General features: G+C 63.4%; 28 protein-coding genes. 16 read left to right on the forward strand and 12 right to left on the reverse strand.

All coding sequences use genetic code 11. The annotated features are described in order from the left end of the window. The first annotated feature begins 92 nt into the window (after positions 1-92). Positions 93-716, forward strand: a complete 624-nt coding sequence (locus NKI08_RS18825; protein WP_352771387.1) for a glutathione S-transferase family protein — start codon at positions 93-95, stop codon at positions 714-716. A gap of 15 nt (positions 717-731) precedes the next feature. Here the strand turns inward: NKI08_RS18825 and NKI08_RS18830 are convergent, their stop codons facing one another. After that, a complete protein-coding gene (locus NKI08_RS18830) occupies positions 732-1,988 on the reverse strand; it encodes an RNA polymerase sigma factor (RefSeq protein WP_352771389.1) in 1,257 nt (418 codons plus the stop codon). Next, a complete protein-coding gene (locus NKI08_RS18835; protein ID WP_352614750.1) occupies positions 1,988-2,341 on the reverse strand; it encodes a YciI family protein in 354 nt (117 codons plus the stop codon). The genes NKI08_RS18830 and NKI08_RS18835 overlap by 1 nt, the downstream gene beginning before the upstream one ends. A 253-nt stretch (positions 2,342-2,594) precedes the next feature. Between NKI08_RS18835 and NKI08_RS18840 the strand changes: the two genes are divergently transcribed. The 3 genes from NKI08_RS18840 (at position 2,595) to NKI08_RS18850 (ending at position 6,189) form a co-directional block, all read left to right on the forward strand. Next, positions 2,595-3,554, forward strand: coding sequence for a TAXI family TRAP transporter solute-binding subunit (locus NKI08_RS18840; RefSeq protein WP_352771392.1), 960 nt, complete (start codon positions 2,595-2,597; stop codon positions 3,552-3,554). Positions 3,555-3,712: 158 nt separating this feature from the next. Beyond that, a complete protein-coding gene (locus NKI08_RS18845) occupies positions 3,713-5,809 on the forward strand; it encodes a TRAP transporter permease (protein WP_352684008.1) in 2,097 nt (698 codons plus the stop codon). Then, the gene (locus tag NKI08_RS18850) at positions 5,806-6,189 is read left to right on the forward strand and encodes a DUF1850 domain-containing protein (protein WP_352451865.1); all 384 of its coding nucleotides are present in this window, start codon (positions 5,806-5,808) and stop codon (positions 6,187-6,189) included. The genes NKI08_RS18845 and NKI08_RS18850 overlap by 4 nt, the downstream gene beginning before the upstream one ends. On the opposite strand, the gene NKI08_RS18855 is transcribed toward NKI08_RS18850, so the two are convergent. The 3 genes from NKI08_RS18855 to NKI08_RS18865 all read right to left on the reverse strand — a co-directional run bounded on the left by NKI08_RS18855 (position 6,078) and on the right by NKI08_RS18865 (position 8,675). Next, on the reverse strand, positions 6,078-7,829 hold the full coding sequence (locus NKI08_RS18855; RefSeq protein WP_352771394.1) for a saccharopine dehydrogenase family protein: 1,752 nt from the start codon (positions 7,827-7,829) through the stop codon (positions 6,078-6,080). The genes NKI08_RS18850 and NKI08_RS18855 overlap by 112 nt on opposite strands. A 61-nt stretch (positions 7,830-7,890) precedes the next feature. Further along, positions 7,891-8,334: a thiol-disulfide oxidoreductase DCC family protein gene (locus NKI08_RS18860; protein WP_352771396.1), complete on the reverse strand. Its 444-nt coding sequence runs from the start codon at positions 8,332-8,334 to the stop codon at positions 7,891-7,893. A 194-nt stretch (positions 8,335-8,528) separates the two neighbouring features. Continuing rightward, the gene (locus NKI08_RS18865; RefSeq protein WP_023718851.1) at positions 8,529-8,675 is read right to left on the reverse strand and encodes a hypothetical protein; all 147 of its coding nucleotides are present in this window, start codon (positions 8,673-8,675) and stop codon (positions 8,529-8,531) included. A gap of 407 nt (positions 8,676-9,082) precedes the next feature. On the opposite strand from NKI08_RS18865, the gene NKI08_RS18870 reads away from it, so the two are divergent. From NKI08_RS18870 to ligD, 3 genes are all read left to right on the forward strand, one after another. Further along, complete coding sequence (locus NKI08_RS18870) at positions 9,083-9,589, forward strand: YciE/YciF ferroxidase family protein (protein ID WP_352473615.1); 507 nt, start codon at positions 9,083-9,085, stop codon at positions 9,587-9,589. Positions 9,590-9,708: 119 nt separating this feature from the next. Further along, on the forward strand, positions 9,709-10,560 hold the full coding sequence (ku, locus tag NKI08_RS18875; protein WP_352771397.1) for a non-homologous end joining protein Ku: 852 nt from the start codon (positions 9,709-9,711) through the stop codon (positions 10,558-10,560). 9 nt (positions 10,561-10,569) lie between these two features. Further along, positions 10,570-13,071 (forward strand): DNA ligase D, encoded by a 2,502-nt coding sequence (ligD, locus tag NKI08_RS18880; protein ID WP_352771399.1) that lies wholly within the window; start codon positions 10,570-10,572, stop codon positions 13,069-13,071. Positions 13,072-13,191: 120 nt separating this feature from the next. On the opposite strand, the gene NKI08_RS18885 is transcribed toward ligD, so the two are convergent. Beyond that, positions 13,192-13,866: an ArsR/SmtB family transcription factor gene (locus NKI08_RS18885; protein ID WP_352539797.1), complete on the reverse strand. Its 675-nt coding sequence runs from the start codon at positions 13,864-13,866 to the stop codon at positions 13,192-13,194. A 68-nt stretch (positions 13,867-13,934) separates the two neighbouring features. On the opposite strand from NKI08_RS18885, the gene NKI08_RS18890 reads away from it, so the two are divergent. The 3 genes from NKI08_RS18890 to NKI08_RS18900 all read left to right on the forward strand — a co-directional run bounded on the left by NKI08_RS18890 (position 13,935) and on the right by NKI08_RS18900 (position 14,920). Beyond that, complete coding sequence (locus tag NKI08_RS18890; RefSeq protein WP_352771401.1) at positions 13,935-14,150, forward strand: DUF1127 domain-containing protein; 216 nt, start codon at positions 13,935-13,937, stop codon at positions 14,148-14,150. Between the two features lie 96 nt (positions 14,151-14,246). Further along, complete coding sequence (locus NKI08_RS18895; RefSeq protein ID WP_352614759.1) at positions 14,247-14,579, forward strand: NIPSNAP family protein; 333 nt, start codon at positions 14,247-14,249, stop codon at positions 14,577-14,579. Continuing rightward, positions 14,576-14,920, forward strand: a complete 345-nt coding sequence (locus tag NKI08_RS18900) for an antibiotic biosynthesis monooxygenase family protein (protein WP_352473592.1) — start codon at positions 14,576-14,578, stop codon at positions 14,918-14,920. Before NKI08_RS18895 ends, NKI08_RS18900 begins: the two co-directional genes overlap by 4 nt. Here NKI08_RS18900 and mbfA read toward each other — a convergent pair. After that, positions 14,917-15,900: an iron exporter MbfA gene (gene mbfA, locus NKI08_RS18905; protein ID WP_352473594.1), complete on the reverse strand. Its 984-nt coding sequence runs from the start codon at positions 15,898-15,900 to the stop codon at positions 14,917-14,919. The genes NKI08_RS18900 and mbfA overlap by 4 nt on opposite strands. Before the next feature lie 179 nt (positions 15,901-16,079). Here mbfA and NKI08_RS18910 point away from each other — a divergent pair, with 179 nt between their 5' ends. From NKI08_RS18910 to NKI08_RS18920, 3 genes are all read left to right on the forward strand, one after another. Next, the gene (locus NKI08_RS18910; protein ID WP_352451855.1) at positions 16,080-16,397 is read left to right on the forward strand and encodes a hypothetical protein; all 318 of its coding nucleotides are present in this window, start codon (positions 16,080-16,082) and stop codon (positions 16,395-16,397) included. Between the two features lie 198 nt (positions 16,398-16,595). Then, positions 16,596-17,573 (forward strand): threonine/serine dehydratase family protein, encoded by a 978-nt coding sequence (locus tag NKI08_RS18915; RefSeq protein ID WP_352614761.1) that lies wholly within the window; start codon positions 16,596-16,598, stop codon positions 17,571-17,573. Positions 17,574-17,665: 92 nt separating this feature from the next. Continuing rightward, a complete protein-coding gene (locus tag NKI08_RS18920; RefSeq protein ID WP_352614763.1) occupies positions 17,666-18,304 on the forward strand; it encodes a glutathione S-transferase family protein in 639 nt (212 codons plus the stop codon). Positions 18,305-18,355: 51 nt separating this feature from the next. On the opposite strand, the gene NKI08_RS18925 is transcribed toward NKI08_RS18920, so the two are convergent. From NKI08_RS18925 to NKI08_RS18940, 4 genes are read right to left on the reverse strand one after another with little or no spacing between them, the layout of a single operon-like run. Then, a complete protein-coding gene (locus NKI08_RS18925) occupies positions 18,356-19,492 on the reverse strand; it encodes an ABC transporter permease (protein ID WP_352473617.1) in 1,137 nt (378 codons plus the stop codon). Between the two features lie 8 nt (positions 19,493-19,500). After that, positions 19,501-20,421, reverse strand: a complete 921-nt coding sequence (locus NKI08_RS18930) for an ABC transporter ATP-binding protein (RefSeq protein ID WP_352614765.1) — start codon at positions 20,419-20,421, stop codon at positions 19,501-19,503. Continuing rightward, on the reverse strand, positions 20,418-21,371 hold the full coding sequence (locus NKI08_RS18935) for an HlyD family secretion protein (protein WP_352473602.1): 954 nt from the start codon (positions 21,369-21,371) through the stop codon (positions 20,418-20,420). Before NKI08_RS18935 ends, NKI08_RS18930 begins: the two co-directional genes overlap by 4 nt. Next, on the reverse strand, positions 21,368-22,084 hold the full coding sequence (locus tag NKI08_RS18940; protein WP_352771405.1) for a CerR family C-terminal domain-containing protein: 717 nt from the start codon (positions 22,082-22,084) through the stop codon (positions 21,368-21,370). Before NKI08_RS18940 ends, NKI08_RS18935 begins: the two co-directional genes overlap by 4 nt. 89 nt (positions 22,085-22,173) lie before the next feature. Here NKI08_RS18940 and NKI08_RS18945 point away from each other — a divergent pair, with 89 nt between their 5' ends. Genes NKI08_RS18945 through NKI08_RS18955 form a run of 3 tightly spaced genes read left to right on the forward strand, consistent with a single transcriptional unit; the run spans position 22,174 to position 24,424 of the window. Beyond that, positions 22,174-22,647, forward strand: a complete 474-nt coding sequence (locus tag NKI08_RS18945; protein WP_352614767.1) for a CYTH domain-containing protein — start codon at positions 22,174-22,176, stop codon at positions 22,645-22,647. Next, a complete protein-coding gene (locus NKI08_RS18950; RefSeq protein ID WP_352771407.1) occupies positions 22,644-23,585 on the forward strand; it encodes a CHAD domain-containing protein in 942 nt (313 codons plus the stop codon). Before NKI08_RS18945 ends, NKI08_RS18950 begins: the two co-directional genes overlap by 4 nt. A 41-nt stretch (positions 23,586-23,626) precedes the next feature. Beyond that, positions 23,627-24,424: a C40 family peptidase gene (locus tag NKI08_RS18955; RefSeq protein WP_352771408.1), complete on the forward strand. Its 798-nt coding sequence runs from the start codon at positions 23,627-23,629 to the stop codon at positions 24,422-24,424. Between the two features lie 98 nt (positions 24,425-24,522). Here the strand turns inward: NKI08_RS18955 and NKI08_RS18960 are convergent, their stop codons facing one another. Further along, positions 24,523-25,326 (reverse strand): helix-turn-helix domain-containing protein, encoded by an 804-nt coding sequence (locus tag NKI08_RS18960; protein WP_352451850.1) that lies wholly within the window; start codon positions 25,324-25,326, stop codon positions 24,523-24,525. Between the last annotated feature and the right edge of the window lie 61 nt (positions 25,327-25,387).

A 25,387-nucleotide genomic window follows, 5' to 3' on the forward strand; every position in this document is an offset into this window, starting at 1 on the left:
ACCGCTGAAAAGCCACCTGTGGCGGGCGTCGTTCGCTTGAGCGGCGGGTCACTTCCGTATCAATCGTCGCTGCCCGGCAGGTGGAGGACTTTATGTACAAGCTCTATACGCGTGCCAATACCGGCGGCTTTGTCGTCGAGGCGGCGCTCGCTTTGGCGGGCGTGCCTTTCGACCAGATCGACGTTCCGAAGGGCCGACCCGACCAGGCCTTTTTAGATATCAGCCCCTTGAACCAGGTGCCGGTCCTGATCTTGCCGGACGGACGCTCGATGACCGAATCGGCGGCGATCTGCATCCTGCTGGCCGAGCGCCACCCCGAAGCAGGACTGGCGCCCGCAGCAAGTTCGGCTGACCGCGCCGACTTCCTGCGCTGGATGTTTTTCATGTCCTCCGTCATCTATTCGGCTGACCTGCGGTTCTTCTACGCTCATCGCTACACGACCGATCCCCGGGGCGTGGACGCTGTCAAACAGGCGGCGGTCTCGGAAATGGATCGCAGCCTCGCCATTCTCGATGCCGCCCTCGCAGGCCATGACTGGCTGGCCGGCGACCGGCTCTCGCTGGCCGACATCTATCTCGTCATGTTGGTGGCCTGGCATCCGGAGGTCGCGAAGGTTCCAACCGCTTGGCCGAACATCGAACGCCTGTGGGCCAATTTGCGGGAACACCGGGTGATAAAGAGGCTGAATGCTTCCCACGACATGTGGCCGGCCTAAGCACTCCGCCTTGTCTCAGTGTCTTTCCGCGCGGCCGAGCCCTGCCCGTCGTTCCTGCAGGAACCGGCGCACGGCCGGATCGCGTTCGAGGCCGATAGCCCGGTCATAGGCCTCGCTCGCTTGTGGAACTTTGCCGAGTCTGGCCAGCAGGCCCGCGCGGGCGGCCCAGTAAGGTTGATAGTCATACAGCCGCTTGTCGCCGCTGAGTTGATCAAGCGCGCCCAATCCTGCTGAAGCACCTTCGGCCTCGGCAATGGCCACCGCACGGTTGATCGACACCACCGGCGAGCCGGCAATCACCGACAGCGCGTCGTAGAGCTCCTTGATCGCGACCCAGTCGGTACAACCGGTCAGCCGCCGTGTCGTATGGGCGGATTGCACGGCGGCCTCGAGCTGGTAGCGGCCGACAACACCCTCGGCGGCCGCGCGCCCGAGCAGCGCCTCCGCTTCATCGATCAGGGTATCGTCCCACAATGCAAGATCCTGCTCGGCCAGCGGCACATAGTCACCCGCCGCATTGCGCCGGGCTGCACGCCGCGCCTCGGCGAACAGCATCAGCGCCAGCAGGCCGAGTGCTTCCGGCTCATCCGGCATCAGCGAGGCGATCAAACGGCCGAGCCAGATGCCTTCGGTCGCGAGATTGCGGCGCCGCATTTCGGTGCCGGCCGGGTCGGACCAACCTTCGGCAAACGCCGCGTAGATCGCTTCCAGAACGGTGCCCAGCCGCTCGCCGAGCTCGGCCCGCTCCGGCACGCGGAACGGAATGCCTGTCTCGCGAATTCGCGTCTTGGCGCGCACCAGGCGCTGGCTCATCGTGGCTGGCGAGACAAGAAAAGCCGAGGCGATGGTCGCTGCGTCGAAGCCCAGGACCGTCTGCAGGATCAGCGGTGCTCGCACGCCGGCCTCAATCGCGGGATGGGCGCAGGCAAACATGAGCCTGAGCCGCTCGTCCGGCAGGTCTTCCTCGGCCATGCGCGCCTCCATCTCCTCGGCGATCAGTCTGAGGTGCTCGCGGCCCGCCTCGCGTGTCAGCCGCCGTCTGATCGCGTCGACGCGGCGCTTGCGTGCCACCGCCAGCAGCCAGGCTTCCGGCTTGTCGGGCACGCCCGCCTGTGGCCAACGCTCGAGCGCCGCTGCAAAGGCATCGGCCAATGCGTCCTCGGCAGCGGCCACGTCGCGCGTGCGTGCGGCGAGATAAGCGACCAGCTTGCCGTAGCTTTGCCGGGCGGCCGCTTCCGCCGCCGCCCGCGCAGTATCGGGCAATTCCGGCATCACATGGTGAGTTCCCAGATCGGCCGCACCTCTACCGTGCCGGTGCTGGCGCCCGGGCAGCGCGCCGCCCAGGCGATGGCGGCGTCGACGTCCTCCGCTTCGATCATATAGAAGCCGGCAAGCTGCTCCTTGGTGTCGGCATAGGGGCCGTCGAGCACGTTGGTCTTGCCATTGGCCATCCGCACCGAGGTAGCGGATTGCGTCGGCTTCAGCCGGTCGCCGGCGAGCCAGGCGCCGGATTTCTTCAGCGCTTCGGTGTAGGCGACGTACGCGCTCGACATCTGTGTCACCGCATCTGGTGGCGCGGCTGCCATCCCCGCTTCGTTTCCATAGATCAAAAGCATGTATCGCATGGTCTTCTCCCGTTTCTCGAAGGCCGCATCGTTGCGAGCCGGACTTATGTCGCGCGGCCCTGCCGGATTTCGACAAGCGCTGGAAAAATCTTTCTGCCGCGATGCGACCTCGCGCAAGCGCCAACGTGTTGCGGCACTGCTTAGCCGTTCGTCTAATCGCTGCTATTGCGGGTTGGCATTTCCCGCCCGCTGTCTAAACTCGCTTCGTGCCGCCGAGGAGGGCACGGCGGCGAATTTTCAGGGAGGAAATCGCATGCTCAATTTCAGAACGAAATTTGTTGCAGCCGGCGTGCTGGCGCTGTCGCTTGGCCTTGGCGCGGTATCGGTCAAGGCACAGGAATTCATCAACGTGCTGACCGGCGGCACGTCCGGCGTCTACTATCCGCTCGGCGTCGCGCTGTCGGAAATCTACGGCAAGGGCATCGAAGGCGCGCGTACTCAGGTGCAGGCGACGAAAGCGTCGGTCGAAAACCTCAATCTGCTTCAGCAGGGCAAGGGCGAGATCGCCTTTGCGCTCGGCGATTCCGTCAAGCTGGCCGCCGAAGGCAATACTGAAGCAGGCTTCCCAGGCAAGCTCGACAAGCTGCGCGGCATTGCCGCCATCTATCCCAACTACATCCAGATCGTCGCCAGCAAGGAATCCGGCATCAAGACGCTCGCCGATCTCAAGGGCAAGAGCCTTTCGGTCGGCGCGCCGGCCTCAGGCACCGAGCTCAACGCCCGCACGATATTTGCCGCTGCCGGGCTGAAATACGAAGACCTCGGGCGGGTCGAATATCTGCCCTTCGCCGAATCGGTGGAGCTGATCAAGAACCGCCAGCTCGACGCCACGCTTCAGTCGGCTGGCCTTGGGGTCGCGTCGATCCGTGACCTCGCCACCTCATTGCCGGTAAACATCGTTGCCGTGCCGGCGGAGGACGTCGCCAAGATCGGCTCGCCCTATCTTTCCGTGGTCATCCCCAAGGGCACCTACGAGGGCCAGACCGAGGATGTTGCGACCGCCGCCGTCGGCAATTTCCTGATCACCAGCGCCGATGTCTCCGACGAGACCGCCTACCAGATGACGAAACTGCTGTTCGAGCATCTCGACCAGCTCACCGCTGCCCACGCCGCCGCCAAGGCGATCGACCCGGCTAAGGCGCTCGACGGCATGCCAGTGCCGCTGCATCCAGGCGCCGAGAGGTATTACAAGGAAAAGGGATTGGTGAAGTAAGGAGCCATCCCTCCCCCTTGAGGAAAAGGTGAACAGCTGCCGAAGGCGAATGGACCGGTAGGTTCGGTTGAGGCCGTACACTGCCGCACCGACCCCACCCGCCTAGCTTCGCTCGCACCTCCCTCGGGGAGGGGAGCGCCCCGCCAGGAACCCCGCTAATGACCGCAACCCCGACCGTTCTTTCCCCCACAGCGGAAGCTCCTGTCGAAGGATTGCCGCCTGGCTTCGGCGAAGGCATCGCTGGCAAGGCGGCTTTTTTTATCGCCATCGCCTTCTCCATCTTCCAAATCTACATCGCCGCCTACGGCAGCCTACCGAGCCAGGTCATACGCGCCATGCATGTCGGCTTCCTGCTGCTGCTCGGCTTTGCCCTAATCGCCAATCTGCGCGCCAAAAGCGTCCCGGCGAAAGCAGTGTTCTGGACGCTCGGCCTGCTTGGTTTCGCCACCGGTCTGTACAATTGGGTGTTCTATGCCGACCTCATCCGCCGCTCCGGCTTTCTCACCACGCCTGACCTGATCGTCGGCGCGGTGCTGGTCGTGCTGGTCTTCGAGGCGGCGCGGCGGTTGATGGGGCTGCCGCTTGCCGTCATTGCCTTCATCTTTCTCGCCTACGCATTCGCCGGCAATCATCTGCCACCGCCGTTCATCCATCGCGGCTATGATTTCGCCCAGCTCGTCGACACCTTCGCCTACGGTACCGAAGGCATCTACGGCACGCCGATCTATGTCTCGGCCGCCTACATCTTCATCTTCGTCGTTTTCGCCGCCTTTCTTGAGCGCGCCGGCATGATCGCGCTGTTCAACGATTTTGCGCTTGGCCTGGTCGGCTCATGGCGCGGCGGCCCGGCGCAAGTCTGCGTGCTGTCCTCGGCGCTGATGGGCACCATTTCCGGCTCCGGCGTCGCCAATGTGGTGGCCAGCGGCCAGTTCACCATCCCGCTGATGAAGCGCTTCGGTTTCCGCTCGGCTTTCGCCGGCGCCGTCGAGGCGACCTCGTCGATGGGCGGTCAGATCATGCCGCCGGTGATGGGAGCGGTTGCCTTTATCATGGCCGAGACCCTGAACATCCCCTATGCCGCTGTGGTCAAGGCGGCGATCATTCCGGCGCTGCTCTATTTCGGCGCCTGTTTCTGGCAGGTGCACCTGGAAGCCGGCAAGGCCGGCCTGCACGGCATGGCCAAGGCCGACCTGCCCAACCCGTGGGATGCGGTGAGACAACATTGGCCGCTGGTACTGCCTCTCGCAGCACTGATCTACCTGCTGTTTGCCGGCTACACACCGGTGTTCGCCGGCACCATGGGCCTGGCGTTGACCATTGTGCTTATCCTCGGCACGCCGCTGGCAGCATCGATCGGGCCGCTCGCCTTCCGCATCGTCTTCTGGCTGGCGCTCGGGCTTGCCGCGGCTTCCTTCATGAAATTCGGCGTCAACATCCTCAGCCTGGTCATCGCCGTGCTGGTCGCCGCCTGCCTCACCTTCAAGGGCGGGCGCGAGACGCTGCGCATATGCGTGGATTCGCTTGCCGAAGGAGCAAAGAACGCGCTGCCGGTCGGCATTGCCTGCGCCATTGTCGGCATCGTCATCGGCACGTTGACGCTTACCGGCATCGCCTCGACCTTCATCGGCTGGATCATCTCGATCGGCGAGAACAATCTGTTCCTGTCGCTGCTTTTGACCATGCTCACCTGCCTGGTGCTCGGCATGGGCATACCGACCATTCCCAACTACATCATCACTTCGTCGCTGGCCGGGCCAGCGCTGCTGTCGCTCGGCGTGCCGTTGGTGGTCAGCCATATGTTCGTCTTCTATTTCGGCATCATGGCCGATCTCACCCCGCCTGTGGCGCTGGCCGCCTTCGCCGCCGCGCCCATGGCCAAGGAAAGCGGCCTCAAGATCGGCGTCCAGGCCACCAAGCTTGCCATTGCCGGCTTCGTTGTGCCGTTCATGGCGGTCTATACCCCGGCGCTGATGCTGCAGGACCCCGGCCCGATCGCCGCCCAGTTCGGCTATCCCGTCGAGGTCGCCTATATCGTCATCAAAGCCTGCATGGGTATCGTCCTGTGGGGCGCCGCGGCCGTCGGATTTCTCGCCCGGCGCATGGCCTGGTGGGAACGCCTCGTCGCCTTCGCCGCCGGCGTGCTGCTGGTTGCGGCGCTGCCGCTCACCGACGAGGCGGGCTGGGCGCTATCCCTTGCCTGGATCGGCTGGCACTGCTGGCGCGCGCGGCAGGCTTCGCTGGCTAATTCAGCATGAGCCTCTGCATCGTCGCGGCCGGCAAGACGGTGACGCTCGCGGTCGCTGCCTTCACGCTCTCCTGGGTGCATTCGGTGGAGAAGACCCAGTGGCAGGAAGACTGGAAGGTGCTGCCGTCCGGCCTGCAATTGGTCGAGGCCCGCATCAAGGGATCGGGCGCCGGGATGGAGCCGCCGCAAGGCTCGGTGCTGAGAAACGGCTGGTGGGTCTATGCGCCCAAGGTCGGGCCACAGCGGCGCCTCGCGCTCGCCGCCTCGGGTGCCACGGGTCAGGGCTGGACGCTGTGCACGGCGCAGGACTGTCGCGAACTGGCCAAACTGGCAGGCGGCACGATCTCGCTGGAGCCGTGCGGGCCGGAGGGCTCCAGCCAGCCGCGGTAGCGGACGATCATGCCGGCAAGCGGATGCGAGATCTCGACATGGAAGCGGAAGCGGCCATCCTTCACCGTTTCGTAGGAAGTCGAGCGTGGACCGAGCCACATCGGAAGCGGCAGGCCAAAAAAACTCCAGCGGCGCAAGACCAGCGCCAGCCGGCCGTCTTCTGCAACCAGCGCCATCGCGAAGGTCAGCGGGCCGAAGCGTTCGCACAGCAGGCGCTGCGATCGACCCCGGCCCGCGGACTGTACGCTCGAAAAACTGTGCTTGCCGAATGTCCGCGTCCAGGTCTCGCCGTCCTTGTCGGTGTCGAAGCGGACATGAACCGGGATGGCCTCGCTTGCCCCGGGGAAGCCGACCATCCAGGCCATTAGCCGGCCAAGAACATTGCGCCCGCGGTCGACGCACGCGCGGCCTGCCGCCGTGATCGTACGGTCATGCATTGAACGAATTGCGTCGGGCAGGTCTTGCCAGGCATTGCCGAGCAGCTCGGCATAAAGCGGCTCGCTCTCGTCGCTGGGCTCGTCCCTGAACCCGGTGCAGATCGTTTTGCCAGCGAACAGGGCTTCGTAATCCCGGAGTTCCAGATCGCGCACGGCAGCCCGTGCGCCCGGCGCGGGCTGATCTCCGGCCAATGCTTTGCGGACCAACGCTTCGACCGCCATCGACGGGATCAGCGGCCCGTCATTGCCCTCCGCCAAGAGATGCCACGAGCGCTTGACGATGGCGCCCGCCCGGTCCGATCCCTCCACCTCGACGAACATGCCGCCGCGATGCTCGCCCCGGCACAGCCGGTTCGTTGCCTGATGCATCAGCGGCGCCAGTGGCGAAAGCGAACCGATCAATCCGGCGCGTACAAGCCAGGCGAGGCCGATCAGGGCGCGGTGCAGCGTCTCGGGAACCGGCCCGGCGCCCATCCAGATGGTCTTCGCCTCCGGCCAAAGCTTGGCCAGAGCGCGCAGGTCCGGAACGTCGACCAGCGAGAACAGCGTGTTTCGAAGCGGCAGCCGGCCCGGCGGCGCGACGGAGTAGCGCAATTGCTCTGTGAACGGATGGCCTTGTTCGGGACGGCCATTACGAACAAGCCGCACCGGCTGACCGGCGTAACCGGCGATAGCCCGAATGACGTTCTCGCCGACTCCGGCAAAGGGCGACGGCGCGATGCCGCCGCGAATGCCGTCGACCCGCGTCAGGTCCGAAGACAGGCGACGCACCACTGCCGCCGTCAGCACCGGAAAGCTCGACACGCCGGACAGCACGAAGACGCCGGCGTTTCGCGCCGCCTCGTCGAACGCAGAGACACCGGCGACGAAATCCGAGCCGTCGGCTAGATCGAGATAGTTGATGCGCCGGGCGATGCAGCCCTCGATCAGGCGATAGCGTCCCTCGCCATAGGCCTGGAACGGACCGCTCGCGTCGACTACAATATCAGGCTCTAATGCAGCGAGTTGCGCGGCGAGATCGCCGTCACGGTCGAACAGTGCCGGCACCAGCTGGGCTGCTGTCGGGGCGCGCTTCTTGCAATACGCGTCAGCCTTGGCGAGCGAGCGCCCGGCGACAAAGAGGATCAGATGCGGCTCGCCCTCCAAAAGCTCGACAGTGCGACCGCCAAAGGTGCCATAGCCGCCGACGACAAGAACCTTCATCCGCAGTTCCCCCAACAGTTCCCCCAAAATGCCCCGCCCGCTCCCGGCCACGGCAACGAATCTAGCCGATCAATCTTGCCCTCACCTCGGCGGAAGGGATTTCGCAATTGTCTTTCTTGCCGAACAGGGCGTAGCGGTTCTTTGCGATGCGGCCGTAGAGCCAGTCGCGAAGCGGGCGCGGCAACAGCAGCAGGATCCGCGCCGACCGACACGGCCAGCCGAGTTCGGCCATGACGGCAACGAAACTGTCCAGGCGGGTGAAAGCCGCGCCATCGACGATGACGAGATTGGTCTCGTAGCGATCCGTCCGCAGCCCGTATTTCTTGAACAGCACCTCGCCGAACGGTGACTGCGCCGTTACGAAATGGAAGCGGCCTTTGCGGTCGAGCTTCACCACCATGCGCACAAAGCCCGAGCACAACACGCAGACGCCGTCGAACACGATCAACGGGCGACTTGCATCGAATTCCGGCGGCTCAGGAGAATGGTTCGGCTTGACGGTCACGTGGCGCCTGACAGCTGGTGTCAGATGAAACTAGGCCTGCCGGCGGCTGGATCAAAGCCCGGAATGTCAGGGCCTTGGCGTTGTCGCACGCCGTCTGTCGGTCAGCGCAGGGCGCTCGGCGCGATAGGTCGTTGACCGGTTGTCGGCGTCGGGCCGGCAGATCCGGCTGTCGTGACGGCTTTCCGTGGTCATCATCAGTGCACGCTGATCCCAAGCGTGTTGCCACGGCGCGCGCAGGCGGGGCCTGGGCCGCGCATATAATAGCGCTCAGGCCGATAGGTCGGAGCGACGAATTCGCGGATGGCGGCGGCATAGCCGGCGATTTGATTCCAGAAGCTCATTTTACTCGGTCCCTGTCCCGCTTCGGATGTCCCTTCCGAATTGCGGGGATCATAGCGTCCAGGCGTGAATAGTCGGTGAACGCGATGTTAATCTCTGGTCGAAAATGCCTTTGTTCATGGCTGGAATGCGGCTGATTCGCGGTGTTTCCATGCAGTCCGTCGGCATTTCGTCCAGTGTGACTTTTGCATCACATATGTTTCGCCTGAATGTCGCAGAGGCGCGGTTTTGTTTCAGGTTTTGCCGGACCGCGAAATTTCCGTGCACGCGGCCGGAAAACCAGGAACCGGCCCGTCAGCCGCACGTTGATTTCCCAGTGCCGGGACGAACCGGCTCCGCAGGCTGTGGTGCTCGGGTGGGCCGCAGCCAAAAAATCCGAAACCGCAAGAGCAATGGAAAGGCAAAGGCCATGGGTTTCTTTTCGAAGGATATCAAAACCCTCGACGACCTCTTCGTGCACACGCTGCGCGACATCTATTACGCTGAAAAACAGATCGAGAAATCGCTGCCGAAGATGATCGACAAGGCGAGTGATCCGCAGCTGAAAGCCGGCTTTGAGAAACATCTCGCTCAGACCAAGGGTCATATCCAGCGTGTCGAGCAGGTGTTCGAACTGCACGGCGTGAAGGCCAAGCAGGTCGACTGCCCAGCCATCGACGGCATTCTCGAAGAAGCCGACGACGTCAGCGGCGACATCGCCGACAAGGAGGTCCTCGACGCTGCGCTGATCGCCTCCGCCCAGGCGGTCGAGCATTATGAGATGACCCGTTACGGCACCCTGATTGCTTGGGCCAAGCAACTGGGCCGCAGCGACTGCGCCAATGTGTTGGCCAACAACCTCAAGGAGGAGCAGGCAACCGACCGCAAGCTTACCGAGATAGCGGAAAGCAAGGTCAACCTGCAAGCCGCCGAGTAGCGCAGTGAGCGAGAACAAGGCAAGGCTGGGTTGAAAGCCCGGACTTGCCTTTTGCGCCGCCGGAACTGGAACGGACTTTGCCCGTTCTCGGTTGAACATTGTCGTGCAGGGAGTTTGTCATGGCGCCGCGCCCGGCCTGGAGAGGGTATCTCAAGCTTTCGCTGGTCACTTGCGCCGTCGAACTGACCAATGTCGTCACCCACGCGGAGAAAGTCTCATTCCGCGTGCTCAACCGCAAGACCGGCAATACCGTCAAGCGCGTCTATGTCGATTCGGCAAGCGGCAAGCCGCTCGATGAAGGCGACGAGATCAAGGGCTACGAAATCGGCGACGGCGACTTCGTCCAAATCGAGGAGGAGGAGATCGAAGCCGTGCAGATCGAATCCTCGCACACGATGAACCTCGATGGTTTCATCGAAAAATCCTCGATCCAACAGATCTATCTCGACGCGCCCTATTATGTGACGCCTGCGGACGAGGTCTCGGAAGAGGCCTTCGCCGTCATCCGCGACGCCATGGCCGCCAAGAAGACGGCGGGGCTAGCCCGCATTGTGCTCTATCGCCGCGAACGTCCGGTGGTCATCGAGCCGTTGGGCAAGGGTCTGCTGCTGACGACCTTGCGCTATGGCGATACGGTTCGCAGGCCCGAGATAGTGTTCGGCGACATCAAGACGGTGAAGACCGACGCCGAGATGATCAGGCTGGCCGAACACATCGTCGATGAGAAACAGGCGGCGTTCGATCCTTCCGAATTCGAGGACAAATACGAAAATGCCCTGATCGAGCTGGTCCGCGCCAAGAAGGCCGGCAAGAAGGCACCGAAGGCCAAGGCGGAACCACGGCCCTCCAACGTCGTCAACCTCTTCGATGCGCTGAAGAAGAGCCTTTCGTCGGAAGCCGGTGCGCCGGCAAAGACCGGACGCCCGGGAAAAGGCGCCAAGTCCAAAGCCGCCCGGCGCAAATCTGCTTAGGATCCGCCCATGGCCAGCCTCGAGCAGTATCACGCCAAGCGCAATTTCAAGAAGACGGCCGAACCAGCCGGCAAGGTTTCGCGCGGCAAGAAAGCCGTGGCGGGTGGCATCTTCGTCATCCACAAGCATGCCGCCACCAGGCTCCACTACGACCTTCGTCTCGAGCATGGTGGCGTGCTGTGGAGCTGGGCCGTGACGCGAGGCCCGAGCCTCGACCCGCACGAAAAGCGGCTCGCCGTGCACGTCGAGGACCACCCGATCGACTATGCACCGTTTGAAGGCACTATCCCGAAGGACCAATATGGCGGCGGCTCGGTCATTGTCTGGGACGAGGGAACTTGGGTCCCCGATGGCGAACCGGCAAGGGCGATGAAGAAAGGCCATATCAGTTTCGAACTGTATGGCCACAAATTGCATGGCGCCTGGCATCTGGTGCGGCTGAAGCCGCGTCCGGGCGAAAAGCGTGACAACTGGTTGCTGATCAAATCCGACGATGCCGCCGCGCGTCCGGGCGAGGACATTTTGCAGGAGGCGCCGCAATCGGTGAAATCCGGCCTGACCATCGAAGAGGTCGGCGAAGGCAAGACCGCCGACGGCAAGAAGCCAAGCGTCTGGCAGTCCGACAGGCCGGCCGCCAGCAAAGCGAAGGCCGTCGCGGCAAGGCGGCTGGAATTCATCGAACCGGCGCTCGCAACGCTGGAGCGGGACGCCCCGCCCGGCAAGGACTGGCTACATGAGGTGAAGTTCGACGGCTATCGCATGCAGGCGCAGCTTGCCGGCACCGAGGTGCGGCTTTTGACACGCGCCGGCCTCGACTGGACCGACAAATTCGGTGGCGCAATTGTCGCGGCACTTGGCGGCCTGAAATGCACCGATGCTATCATCGACGGCGAAATCGTCGTGCTGGCGCATAATGGCGTGTCATCATTCTCGCTGCTGCAGCAAGATCTGTCGGCGGGCCGTACGGATCGTTTCATCTACTACGTTTTCGACCTGTTGCGTCTCAACGGTGAGGATATCCGTTCAGAGCCGCTGGTCGAGCGCAAGGAAAGGCTGCGCACTTTGCTCGCCGGACAGGCCGAGGATCAGGCCGTGCGCTTCAGCGACCACTTTGCCGAGCCCGGCAAGATCATGCTGGAGCATGCTTGCCGGCTGGGGCTCGAAGGCGTCGTCTCCAAGCGCGCCGATGCGCCCTACCGCAGCGGCCGTGTCCCGTCCTGGGTGAAGTCGAAATGTACGGCGCGCCAGGAATTCGTCATCGGCGGCTACATGCCGTCGGACAAGACCGGGCGGGGCCTGCGCTCGCTGCTGGTCGGCTATCACGAGGGCGGCAAGCTGCGCTATGCCGGCCGCGTCGGCACCGGCTTCACGGCCAAAAGCACCAACGAGCTGAAGAGGAGGCTTGATGCGCTGAAGACGACAACCTCGCCCTTCGACAGGGCGGTGCCAAGGGGCAAGGGGCTGGTCTGGGTCAAGCCCGAACTTGTTGGCGAAGTGGAGTTTCGCAGTTGGACGTCGGACCGTATAATACGCCACGCGTCGTTCCAGGGATTGCGCGAGGACAAGCCGGCGGAGGAAGTCGTGCAGGAGAAACCGAAAGCACGCTCAGCTCCGGCAGAGTCGAAGCCAAAGCCCGACAAACCCGCGGCCACGGCGAAAACCTCGGTTACGCTGTCCCGCCCCGACAAGCTTCTGTGGCCGCAGGAGAACGTATCGAAGCAGGATCTGGTCGATCACTACGCGCTGGTCTGGCCGCGCATGAAGCAATTCGTCATCAACCGGCCGCTCAGCCTCGTGCGGGCGCCGGACGGTGTTGGCGGCCAACGGTTCTTCCAGAAGCATGCCTCGGCCGGCATGCACGACAAGATCGCCGTGGTGAAGGACCCCACCGACGGCGAGGAGATATTGTTCATCCGCGATTTCGACGGTGTCGTGGCCCTCGTTCAACTCGGCGTCGTCGAGATCCACATCTGGGGCTCGACCACGGACGAGCTGGAAAAACCAGACCAGATCATCTTCGATCTCGATCCCGACGAGGGTGTCGACGTGAAGGCGGTGCGTGCCGCGGCGCTCGATATCCGCAGCCGGCTCGACGAACTGTCCCTGCCTAATTTCGTCAAGACCTCGGGCGGCAAGGGCTATCATGTCCTCGTCCCGCTGAAGCCGTCGGCGGACTGGGACGAGGTCAAAGGCTTCGCCCATGAGTTCGCCCGAGCGCTCGAGCAAGCCGCACCCGACCGCTACACGGCGACGCTGTCTAAGAAGGCGCGCACCGGCAGGATATTCGTCGATTATCTGCGCAATGGCCGTGGCGCGACCACGGTCGCGCCCTATTCGTCGCGCGCCAAAAAAGGCGCCACGGTATCAATGCCGGTGACCTGGGCGGAAATCGAGGCCGGATTGCCGCCGAACGCCTTTCCGATCGGCGACAAGACGACGCTGAAGCGGCTTGGGCAAGCCGATCCCTGGGAGGATTTTTTCAAGCAGGCCAAGCCGCTCAAGCGCGGCTAGAGCAATTCCAGGAAAAGTGTGGAACGGTTTTCCGTCTGGGATTGCGTCAAAACAAAAAAGATAGAGCGGTTCGGTGTTTCCGTGAAACGACGAGCCGTTCTAGTGCGTCGAAGCGAGCCGTCAGGCGAGAAACGTCTTCTCGAACGCCTGCTTGCCTGTCGGCGAGAAAATCACCGCACGGCTGTCCTTCTCGCGCCGCGCCCATTTCTCGGCGAGGATCTTGTCGAGAATGGCGGCGCCCAGCGTGCCGGCGAGGTGCGAACGCCGCACGCTCCAGTCGAGGCAGGCCCGGCACACCGGTCGCCGCGCCTTGCCCTCGACATCGATGCCGATCGCGGCGAAATGCGAGGCGGCCGACGGCCCAAGCTGAATCTCCTCATCATCTCGCAGGAGCACTTGTCGAGCGACGAGACGGTCCAGCATCGCCACCGCCTGCTCGCCGGCGAGGTGGTCGTAGCAGACCCGCGCCACGCGCATGGCCGCGTCGCGTGGGCCAGGCCGCACTCGTTGCGGCCCGGCCGCAGCGGCAACACCTGTGATCGCCTCGATCATGCCTGCTACCTGCGGGCCGGCGAGGCCGTAGTAGCGATGCCGTCCCTGGCTTGCCAGCGTCAGCAGCCCGCCTTCCATCAGCTTCGACAGATGGGAGCTCGCTGTCGGAAGCGACACCCCGGCCTCGAGTGCCAGTTCACTCGCCGTCAGTGCCGTGCCGCCCATCAGTGCGGACAGCATGTTTGCCCGCGCTGGATCGCCCACCAGGCTGGCAATGCGGGCTATGTCAGGTCCTTCGCGCATGGTTCGTTCCTCATCGAAGCATCCTCGTCAGGAAAGCATTAGTCTCGATGCAAATCAAGGAGACAACGATGCCTGCAAGGACCATTCACGGCGCCGCGCCTGCTCGCCGGCCGTTCCCGTTCATTGTCTTGCGGCGCTTGCGGCTGCGGCTCCTGAAGTGGTGGTACGACCGTCATCTGCAGCGTCTCGACCTCGCCGAGATCGACGATCATCTGCTGCGGGACCTTGGCCCGACACCTGAAGACGTCCGCCGCGAATGCGCGAAATCGTTCTGGCAGGCATGATCAGCGAAGGATTTGCCTAGCATATCGATCTTCGGAACGTTTCGATCCGGCTCGAACTGTGACCGCAAGAAAACATCCACCGCCAAGGAGGCGAAAATGACCATCACCTGCTTCATCCGCTACGAGATCGATCCGTTCGGCAAGGCGGCGTTCGAGGAATATGCACGCAATTGGGGGCAGGCGATCCCGCGTTGCGGCGCCGATCTGATCGGCTATTTCGCGCCGCACGAAGGCTCGGCCACCAGGGCTTATGCCGCCTACAACATCGACAGTCTTGCGGCCTACGAAGCCTACCGCGCCCGGCTCGCCGCCGATCCCGCCGGTAAGGCGAATTACGAGTTCGCCCGGCGGGAAAAATTCATCCTGAAGGAGGACCGCACCTTCCTCAAGCTGGCCTCCGGGCCACATGCTCCGTTGGTGAAACCATGATCGCCGTCATCTTCGAGGTCGAGCCGGCGGCGGGCATGCGCGATGCCTATCTCGGCATCGCCGCCGATCTGCGCCCACTGCTCGACGGCATCGACGGCTTCCTGTCGATCGAGCGCTTCCAGAGCCTTGCCGATCCGAACCGCATCCTGTCGCTGTCCTTCTGGCGCGACGAGGATGCGGTGAAGGCCTGGCGCAACACGCAGGAACATCGGCAGGCGCAGAAGGCCGGGCGCGGCGGTATCTTTGCGGACTATCGTTTGCGTATCGCTCATGTCGTGCGCGATTACGGCCTGACCGAACGCGCCGAGGCGCCTCAGGACAGCCAGGCGGTGAATGGTTAAGCATTCCCGATCAGCACCCCTGCCGCAAACACCAGCGCGCCACCCAGCACCACCTGGAAGGCGGCGCGCCAGAATGGGGTCTGCATGTAGCGGTTCTGCACGAAGGCGATCGCCCACAGCTCGAAGAAAACCACCACGGCGGCGACAATGGTCGCCGTCCAAAAAAGCGGGATGAGATAGGGCAGCGCATGGCCGAGCCCGCCCAGCGTCGTCATGACGCCGACGGTCAGCCCGCGTTTTGCCGGCGAGCCGCGGCCAGATAATTTGCCGTCGTCGGAAGCCACCTCGGTGAAACCCATCGAGATGCCAGCGCCGATCGAGGCGGCAAGCCCGACCAGAAAGGTCTGGAACGTATCATGCGTGGCAAAGGCGGCGGCAAAGATCGGCGCCAGCGTCGACACCGAGCCATCCATCAGCCCGGCCAGCCCCGGTTGCACATAGGTCAGGATGAACTGGCGCTGCTCGGCCGCCGCCTCTTCGTCCTTGACCGCGCCCGGCACATGCTTTTGCTCCAGCCGCTGCGCCAGTGTCTCGTGGCCCTGTTCTGCGATCGCCAGGTCGTCGAGCAGCTTTCGCGTCGACGCATCGCCTGTGCGTTTGGCCGCCTCGATATAGAACAGGTAGGCTTGGCGCTCCATGGCCTCGGCCTGGCTGCGCACATGATCGATGCCGAGCGGCCTCACCAGCCAGTCCGGCTTGCGCTCGTAATAGCCCTTCACATGTTCGCGCCGGATCAGCGGTATGCGCTCGCCGAAGCGCTTGCGGTAAAGCTCGATCAGCGAATCGCGATGGCCGTCCTCCTCCTCCGCCATCTCCTCGAACACCTTGGCCGATTGCGGAAAGCTCTCCGCCAGCCCGTCGGCATAGGCGCGATAGATGCGCCCGTCATCCTCCTCGGAGGAGATGGCGAGCGCCAGGATCTCCTGTTCCGAGAGCGATTCAAAGGGACGGCGGCCGAAGCCGAAAACGCGGGAAAGCATGAGAAATTCACCCTAGTTTAGAACGGTTCTAAACTAGAGCTTCGCACATCCTCGGTCAATCGTGCCCGCTCCACTCATGCTCAAAGGTACAGGCTTCAAAATCCCGAACACATTGCCGTTGCTATCGGCAAACGTTCACCTATATAACCGAATCTCAACCAAGAGAAAGGAACCCGCAGATGCTGGAAAAACAGCAGCCGTTTGACCCCAAGCCGGTTCTCGACCTGATCGCTAACATCGAGGCGGACTTGCAGCGCCTGAAAGGGCTGGTCGAGCAGCAGGTCGAAAAATTTGATCCCGCCAATCCGCATAACAAGGCTCCCGACGGCAAGTTGACCGAGGAGGGCGTCGAGTGCTGCTATCGCCTGTTCGACGAAGGCAAGTCGCGCTATTCGGTCGCTCAGCAGATGAAGATCTCCTTCGCCGCTGCCACCCATCGCTTCAACACCTGGCGCAAGATCGGCGGCCCCAAACGGCAAAAGACGCTGTTGGGGTGAGGGGCGGCCGGCAAATGCCGGTAAATCGGCAGCGATTTGTCGAAATGACGAATGCATGGCGGAGGGCGGAGGAGAGGTGGGTGACAGTCACGCCCACTCCTGCCTCCAAGTCGAATTGTAACGGTCACATTTTTTCATTGGTGCGCGGCTTCCCTTTCCGTGCACCATAGGCCGTCTCATCTCTTGCAGGACCCAGCCATGATCACCCCTCCCGGCATCGCCGATATTCACAGTGCAGCAGCGCGATTGTCCGGACTGATCGTCGAAACGCCGCTGATCGAATCGCCGGAGTTGAACAATCGCTTCGGCGCCAGGATCCTGTTCAAGCCGGAGACGTTGCAGCGCACCGGCTCGTTCAAGTTCCGCGGTGCATACAACAAGCTCTCCTCGCTCTCGGCGGAAGAACGCGCCCGCGGCGTCGTCGCCTTCTCGTCGGGTAATCACGCGCAAGGCGTTGCCGCCGCAGCGGCGATGTTCGGCGTCAAGGCCGTCATCGCCATGCCCGCCGATGCGCCGGCGATGAAAGTCGGCAATGTCAGGAAGATGGGCGCGGAAGTGATCACCTTCGACCGGGTCCGCGACGATCGCACTGCCGTCGTCCGTTCTTACGTGGAAAAGGGCATGGTCCTGGTGCCGCCCTACGACGATCCGGCCATCATCGCCGGCCAGGGCACGATCGGCCTCGAATTGATGCGCCAAGCAAGAGCGCTTGGCGTCAGCCTCGATGCGGTAGTGGTTCCCTGCGGCGGCGGCGGGTTGAGCAGCGGCATTTCGATCGCGGTCAAGGATGCCCCGCCGGGCACCGCCGTCTGGGCCGTGGAACCTGAGCATTTCGACGACACACGCCGCTCGCTGATCAAAGGCGCCAGGGTGTCGAACGCGCCCGGCCACACCTCGATCTGCGATGCCCTTCTCGTCGCCGAGCCGGGCGCCATCACTTTCGAGATTAACCGCAAGAATCTCGCGGGCGCCATCGCCGTTTCCGACAAGGCGGTGGCACAGGCGATGCGCGATGCGATGGCTTGTCTGAAGCTGGTGGTCGAACCCGGCGGTTGCGTCGGCTTGGCCGCGCTGTCGTCAGGCGAGATCGACCTTGCCGGGAAATGCATTGCCGTGGTGCTCTCCGGCGGCAATGTCGATCTCAGCACCTATGCCGAGATCATTGCTGCCAGCTAAGATAGCAACCAATTCCAGGTCATGTGCCGGTTCGAGGCGCTCGAGCCTCCGTTGCGCCCAGCCGAACCGGTACCCTTCAAAGACTGAGATCAATGAAACTGTTCTTCAGCCGCAATCCCAATCCTCGCCTCGCGGTCGCGGTGGCACGGTATCTCAACGCCAAGGTCGAGTTTGAATTCGCCTCTCCCTTCGCTCCGGGCCAGGCCGAGCGATTTCGGCCGCTCAATCCAAATCTTTCATTGCCCATCCTTATAGGTTCGGGAAAAAGCCTATGGGAGGCCGACGCCATAGCCTGTCGGCTTTCGCGCGATATGCATTCGGATTTCTGGCGCGCTGGCGACGACGAGCCCGAGATGATCCGATGGCTGAGTTGGGGGAAAGAGAACTTCGCAAGAGCCTGCGATGTCGTGCATTTCGAACGCGGGACCAAACAGCGCTATGGGCTCGGCCCGATCGATCAGGCGCGGGTTGAGGAGGGCCTGAGCGACTTCCGCACGGCCGCTGCCATACTTGATGCCGAGCTTTCTGAGCGAGAATGGCTGGTCGGCGCTTCGGTTTCCTATGCCGACTTTCGAATGGCGACGTTTCTGCCCTTCAACGATGTCGCCCGATTGCCGCTCGATGACTATCCCTCTGTCAGTCGCTGGTATCTTGAACTCGAAGAAATCGACGCCTGGCGCGATCCCTTCGAAGGGCTCAATGCGCCTGAATTGACACCGGTCCCGGGCTAGGCCAAGTCCGTGTAAATCTCGATCATTTGCACAAGCGGATCGAGTTCGACCCTAATCCAGCGTCCGGCGGAACCGCACCAGCGCAATACCGGCGAACAGGGCCACGAACACCACCAGCCAGCCGATTTCCGTTGCCACCGCCGGCAGCTCGGCGCCCTTCAGCATCACCGCGCGGATGATGCGCAGGAAATGCGTCAGCGGCAGCACCTCGCCGAAAATCTGCGCCCAGTCCGGCATGCCGCGATAGGGAAACATGAAGCCGGACAGCATGATCGACGGCAAGAAGAAGAAGAAAGTGAGCTGCAGGGCCTGCATTTGCGTGCGGGCGATCGTCGAGATCGTGTAGCCGAGCAGCACCAGCGCCAAGACGAAGATAAGGACCGCCGTCAACAGCAGCGACATCGACCCGGTGAAGGGGATGGCAAACAGAAGCTTCGAGGCTGCCAGCACCACCAGCACCTGCACGGCGCCGACCGCCAGATAGGGCAGCACCTTGCCCAGCATTATCTCGAGCGGGCTGGACGGCATCGCCAGAAGGTTCTCCATCGTGCCGCGCTCGGTCTCGCGCGTCAGCGCGATCGAGGTCATCATCACCATCGTCATCTGCAGGATGACGCCGAGCAGGCCGGGCACGATGTTGTATTGTGAGACGGCTTCCGGATTGTAGCGCCGGTGCACCACCACCTGGAGCTGGCCCCGGGCAGCTTCGGCCGCCGTCTCCTGCATACCGCGTGCCCTGAGCAGCGCCTGATTGGCGACGGTGCCGAGCGTCGAGATGGCGCCGCTGGCGACGGCCGGGTCGGTCGCATCCGCCTCGATCAGGATCTGCGGGCTGTCGCCGCGCTCGACCCGTCGGGCAAAATCGGCGGGAATGGTGACGACGAAGGCGACGTCGCCGCGCGCCATCAGGAATTCGGCTTCGGCGGCACTTTGCGCAACATGGTCGAAGCGGTAATAGCCGGTGGTCTGCAGCGCCGAAACCATGGCCCGCGTGTAAGGATCGCTGCTCATCGTCACCAGCGCTGCCGGCAGGCTCTTCGGATCGTTGTTGATGGCATAGCCGAACAGCACCAGCTGCATCAGCGGTACGCCGAGCATCATGGCGAAGGTGATGCGGTCGCGCCGCATCTGGATGAACTCCTTGATCAGCAGCGCGCCTAGCCTGGCGAACGAAAAGATGCTGTCTATCCCATTTTTCATCCCATGTTGTCCTTCGAACCGGACATGAACTGGATGAACACATCTTCCAGGCTGGTCTCGCCGGGCGATACCGTGACGCCCTTGTTTTCCTTCTCGACATCGGCGAGGGCTGCCTGAAGTGCCGTCCTGTCGGAGCCGACGACATGCAGCGTCGCGCCGAACGGCGCCACCTGGTCGACGCCGGGGCGGCCATGAAGTGCGGCAGCGACCTGATCGAGCCGCGGCCCTTGCAGGACGAAGGTGGTCAGCCCGGCATTCCTCACCACGTCCTCGACCGTGCCGGTGGCCAGCATCTTGCCGTAGGAGATGTAGCTGATGCGGTGGCAGCGCTCGGCTTCGTCCATGTAGTGGGTAGAGACCAGCACGGTCAGGCCGCCGCTCGCCAGCCGGTGGATCTCGTCCCAGAATTCGCGTCGCGCTTTCGGGTCGACGCCCGCCGTCGGTTCATCGAGCAGCAGCAGTTTCGGCTTGTGCATGATGCAGGCGGCCAGCGCCAGCCGCTGCTTCCAGCCGCCGGACAGGGTGCCGGCCAACTGGTTCCTGCGCGATGTCAGGCCGAGCTCCTCAAGCGTCTTAGCAACGTGCTCGTCGAGCGGCTTCAGCCGGTAGAGCCGTGCCACGAATTCGAGATTCTCGCCGATCGTGAGATCTTCGTAGAACGAGAATCTCTGCGTCATGTAGCCGACTTCGCGTTTGATCCGCAGGCTGTCGGTGCGGATGTCGAAGCCCAGAACGGTGCCTTCGCCCTCATCCGGCGTCAGCAAGCCGCACATGATGCGGATGGTCGTCGTCTTGCCCGAGCCGTTCGGTCCGAGGAAGCCGACGATCTCGCCCTCGGCCACAGCCATAGTCACATGATCGACGACGGTCTTGTCGCCGAAGCGCTTGACCAGGCCGTGCACGTCGATGACGTTCATTTTCCGATGTCCGCCAGATCGACGTCGACGATCTGCCCGGGCTGCAATGCGCTGGCGTCGCCCTCCGGCCGCGCTTCGACCAGATAGACCAGCTTTTGCCGGGTCTCGAGCGAGTAGATCACCGGCGGCGTGAATTCCGGATCCGGCGACACGTAGCTGACGCGAGCCTTCACGCCCGATCCGCAGCCGTCGCAACGGACGTTGAGCAGCGTGCCGACGTCGACCGAGGAGAACGCGCTTTCCGGCACATAGACGCTGAGCTTCACCGCGCCATCCGGCAGCATGGAGATGACCGGCGCGGTCGGCCCGGCCGTGTCGCCAGGATAGCGGATGACATCGTTGACGCGGCCGGGCGAGGGCGCCGTCAGCACGCGCTTCGACAGCCGCCATTGCGCTTGCTCCAGCGCCGACTGCGCCTGCCTGACCTGATTGTCGGCGGCCTTGATCGTCTCCGGCCGTGCCGGCAGGCCGCCGACGGCGAGATTGGCCTCCGCCTGGCCGACCTGCGCGTTGGCCGTCTCCAGCGTCGCGGAAGCCGTGTCGTAGTCGGCCTGTGTGCCGGTGCCGCGTTTGAACAGATCGCTGGCGCGGATGTAACGGCGTTTGGCGTCGGCGGCTTGCGCCTTGGCCATGTCGAGCTGCGCCTTGAGCACCGCAATCTCTTCAGGCCGCTTGCCGACCTGCAGGTCGGCAAGTTGCGCCTGGGCCTGCGCAAGGGCCGCCTCGGCTTGTGCGATGGCGATCTTGGCGTCGGCGTTTTCCAGCGTCACCACCGGCGTGCCGGGCGCGACGCGGTCGCCGCGCTTGACCGCAATCGTCTCGACCTGCGCCACCTCGATCGGCGCGAGCAGGACGTAGTCGCCCTCGACGTAGCCGACGGCGAGCGGTGCTGCCGGCGCGCAGGCGCTGAAAAGCTGGGCGGCAAGCGGCAAAGAACAGAGCAGGCTCATGATCCACGATCCTTTCGGGCAGCCAAATCGCGGCGAGCCAAAATCGCGCTGAGATTATCCGTCACCACCGCCGCGATCTTTCCGGCCTCGTCATTGCCGATCTCGCGCCAGCCCATGCGGCGCATAACCGCCTCGCGGCCGATGCGGAAATAGACGACCTGGCCAATTAGCGTGAACACGGTGAGTTTTGTGCGCTCGCTCTCGGCCGGCTCGCCCGTCGCCTGTTCCCAGATCAGGCAGAGCCGGTTATGCGCCGGTTCGAACACGCCGTCATAGATACGGTCGAGCGCCGCGGTAGGATGCGACAGCTCGCGCAGGACGAACTGTACAATCTCGCCGGCTTCCGGCCTTGCCGCGATGAAGGCGACCATCCGCTCCAGTGCGACGGCTAAATGTGCCCGCGCGGCCTCGGTGTCGGCCAATGCCGCGACCGGCGCCTGCAGATTGCCGATCGCCTGGCCGGCAACGGTCTGGATGGTGTCGACGATGTAGTCGGCCGCCGCGTTGCGGAGCCCTTCCTTGCCGCCGAAATGATAGGCGATCGAGCCGAGATTGGCCTTGGCCTCCGCCGCGATCTGGCGCGTCGAGGTGCCGTCGAAACCTTGCCGTCCGAACAGTTTCAACGCCGCGCGGACAAGTGCCGCCCGCGTCATATCGGCGGCGGTCTTGGGCGCCTCATGAGGAAGGCCGCTGGCGCTGGGCGATTTGATCATGGGCCAACAATTTAATCAATCGAATGATTAAAGTCAAGTGCGGTCAAGCGGCTTGCCAACTCTGGCCGTGCGCGCTTTAGTGCCTGGCCATGGGCAAGGAAATCGAGCGTAAATTCCTGGTCTCAGGTGAGGAATGGCGGGCAATGGTCGAGGCGGACATTCATATCCGTCAATTCTATCTTGTCGCCGAACCCAGCCGTACGGTTCGTGTTCGCATCAGCAACGATGCGGCCGCCAAGCTGACGCTCAAGTTCGGCAGCCAGGCACGCGAGCGCGATGAATTCGAATATCCGGTACCTTTGGCGGAGGCGCAAGAGATGCAGGCTTTTGCCATCGGACATGTCATCGAGAAGACACGCCACCATGTTAAACATCGCGGCTATCGCTACGAAGTCGATGTCTTCGGCGGGACGCTTGCGGGGTTGGTGATCGCCGAGCTCGAGACGCCGGATGATATACAGGACGAAATGCTGCCAGATTGGCTCGGCCGTGAAGTCACCGGCGAGCCGAGATTTTACAACGCGTCGCTCGCCCTTGGGGGGATTCCGGAGATCGTCGCATGAGCTTTCGTATCGATCCGCGCATGTCGCTGACCGGAGAGGTCAGGCGCATCCTCGCCGAGGAGATCGGCAAGGTGATCGACCATCTGAACGCGGCGCGTGACAGGCCCGAACCGGGGCTGCACAAATGCCGCAAACGGCTGAAGAACGTCCGCGCCTTGCTGCGCCTTGTCCGTTCCGGAGACGAAACATTCTGCGTGACGGAGAATCAGTGCTACCGCCAGGTGGCGGCCCTGCTTGCCGGCCCGCGCGAGGCGACCGCGCTGGTCGAAACAATCGACCGGCTGGCGGCAAGCTTTCCCGAGCAAAGTGCCGGCGATGGCCTCGGTGCGGTGCGTGACAGGCTCGTCGCGCGCCAGCATGAACTGCATGGCGGAGCAGGCCTCGATGCTGCGATAGGCGCGGCGATTTCCGCTTGCGAGGAAGGTGTCGCCCGGATCGACAAGCTCGCTCTGCCCGACAAGCCGGAGCAGGCTGCCGACGTGCTCGCCGAAGGCGCGCGCACCACTTTGCGCCGTGCCAGGAAAGCGCTGGACAGGGCGGCTTCGCGCGGCGAAGCCGATGACTTTCACGACCTGCGCAAGGCGGCCAAGACGCATGGCATGCACCTGTCGCTGCTCGGCCGGCTGTGGCCGACGCCGATCAAAACGCGGCGCAGGGCCGTCGACGAATTGGGCGAGCGGCTCGGCGAGCTGCACGATGTGTTCGTCATGCGCGCGCTTCTCGATGCCGAGGACCAGCCACTCGGTCCTGCTGAAGAGACGCGGTTGCTTGCCAAGCTGCTGAAGCGTTCGGAAAAGAGCCTGAAAAAGACCTGTCTCGCCGAGGCGGCCGAGCTTTTCGGCGACAGCCCGAAGCGCTCGACGAGGAAGTTCGCCCGTAAGGCGCGCGAAGATCTCACAGTTGCGCACGAAGACGCCGGCACGCCTGGCGTGGGCTGATCATGGTCTAACTTGCCGCCCTGTGGTAATCGCCGTCTGGCATGACCGAGCCCGGCGACACGCTTCTGGACCGACTTGGCCGCTGGCTTGCCGGCCGGCTGCAGGAGGAATCGTCCGGCTACGAGCCTTACACGCCGTCGGACGCCGAAACGTTGCGCCGCACGCTCGAGCCCGGCGACATCCTGCTCATCGAAGGCAACCAGAAGATCTCGGCGGCGATCAAATACCTCACCCAGTCGACCTGGTCGCATGCCGCCTTCTATGTCGGCGATGCATTACCGGAGCCGGAGGACGGATCGGAGCGGCGGCGCCTGATCGAGGTCACGCTCGGCGATGGCTGCATCGCCGTGCCGCTGTCGCGCTATCGCAGCTACAACACCCGCATCTGCCGTGCGAGTGGCCTGGCTCCAGATGACCGCGAAGCGGTCGTCGCGTTCATGATCGGCAGGCTCGGTCTCAGATACGATCTCAAGAACATATTCGACATGCTGCGCTACTTCTTGCCGACGCCGCCGGTGCCGGTGCGCTGGCGCCGCCGCATGCTGGCTTTCGGTTCCGGCGACCCGACGCGCGCCATCTGCTCGTCGCTGATCGCCGAGGCGTATGGCCTGATCCGCTACCCGATCCTGCCGGAGATTACCCGGGCGCCTGGCCGTGCCTCGGCCCAGTCGAGCTATTCGCGCAGGGAAATCCTGCACATCCGCCATCACTCGCTCTACACGCCGCGCGATTTCGACCTGTCGCCCTATTTCCGTATTGTCAAGCCGACGCTGGAATACGGCTTCGACTACCGGCAGATGGTCTGGGATGACAAGGTGGCGAACAAGACCGCCGAATAGCGGCTCGATCTTGTGTTTGCGGCCGATACTCAGGGGTAAGAAGCTCAGTCAGACTGGCTGCCGCCAACAGCCCGGACTCGGTCGTTCTGCATTTTGACCTAGGCCGGCAGACGTCGTCCGTTTGCGGCAGCCGCAACTCGATCGTCGGTCCGTGCGCCTGCGTCGCGCGGATGCGGCCCGATCGGCATGATCACCGGGAACGGCGTTGCGCCGAACGCAAACGTCCATTTGTAGCCGACCAGTCGGTCTTCAGGCGTCGTGTGCTGGTCGTGATGAGCAAGCAATTTGGCGCGCTCCGCCAATTCCTCCGCCTCGCGCCTGACCATTTCCGCCGTTTCCGGCCGCATCCGCCTGGAGAAGCTGACGAACGTCGACTCGCGCTCAAGATGGGTGATGGCCCAGCCGATGAAATTCTTGTTGGTCGTCTCGAACAGCGGCCGCAATGGCCCCTCGAAATTCCACTGGATCGGCGCCTCGATCAGCAGCCTTGCCGACAGGCCGCGACCGAGCGCGACCAGGCCGAGTTCCTCGAGCTCGCGCAGATAGAGGAACATCGAAGCCTCGCTCAGCCCTTGTGAGCGCATGATGCCTTCGGGCGTGAATTTCTCGGAAAGCATGACAAAGACGAACAGCAGTGCCGGCCGCCCGGCGAGCTTGCGCTCGATCTCCGGCGCGATTTGGTTGGCGGGTCCTGGTCCTCTGTTCATAGAGCCGAGCACGTTCTCCAACTCTACGCCGGCGGCAGTGCAGATCTCCATCAGCCGGTCGAGCTTGCAGTTGCGCTCGTGGAAGATGCGCTTCACCGTCGGCTCGGAAACACCCATCCGCTCGGCAAGGACGCGATAGGTGATGCCCTTTGCCTTAAGCGTCCGCTTCAGCGCTTCGAAGATCAGGCCGTTCATGGGATGCACCTCTTTTGCACGATTTGGTATCAGCCTTCGGTACTAGTCCTGATAGCTCTTC

Origin of the sequence: Mesorhizobium sp. M0768, from assembly GCF_040320195.1 — a bacterium.
Classification (GTDB): Bacteria; Pseudomonadota; Alphaproteobacteria; order Rhizobiales; family Rhizobiaceae; genus Mesorhizobium.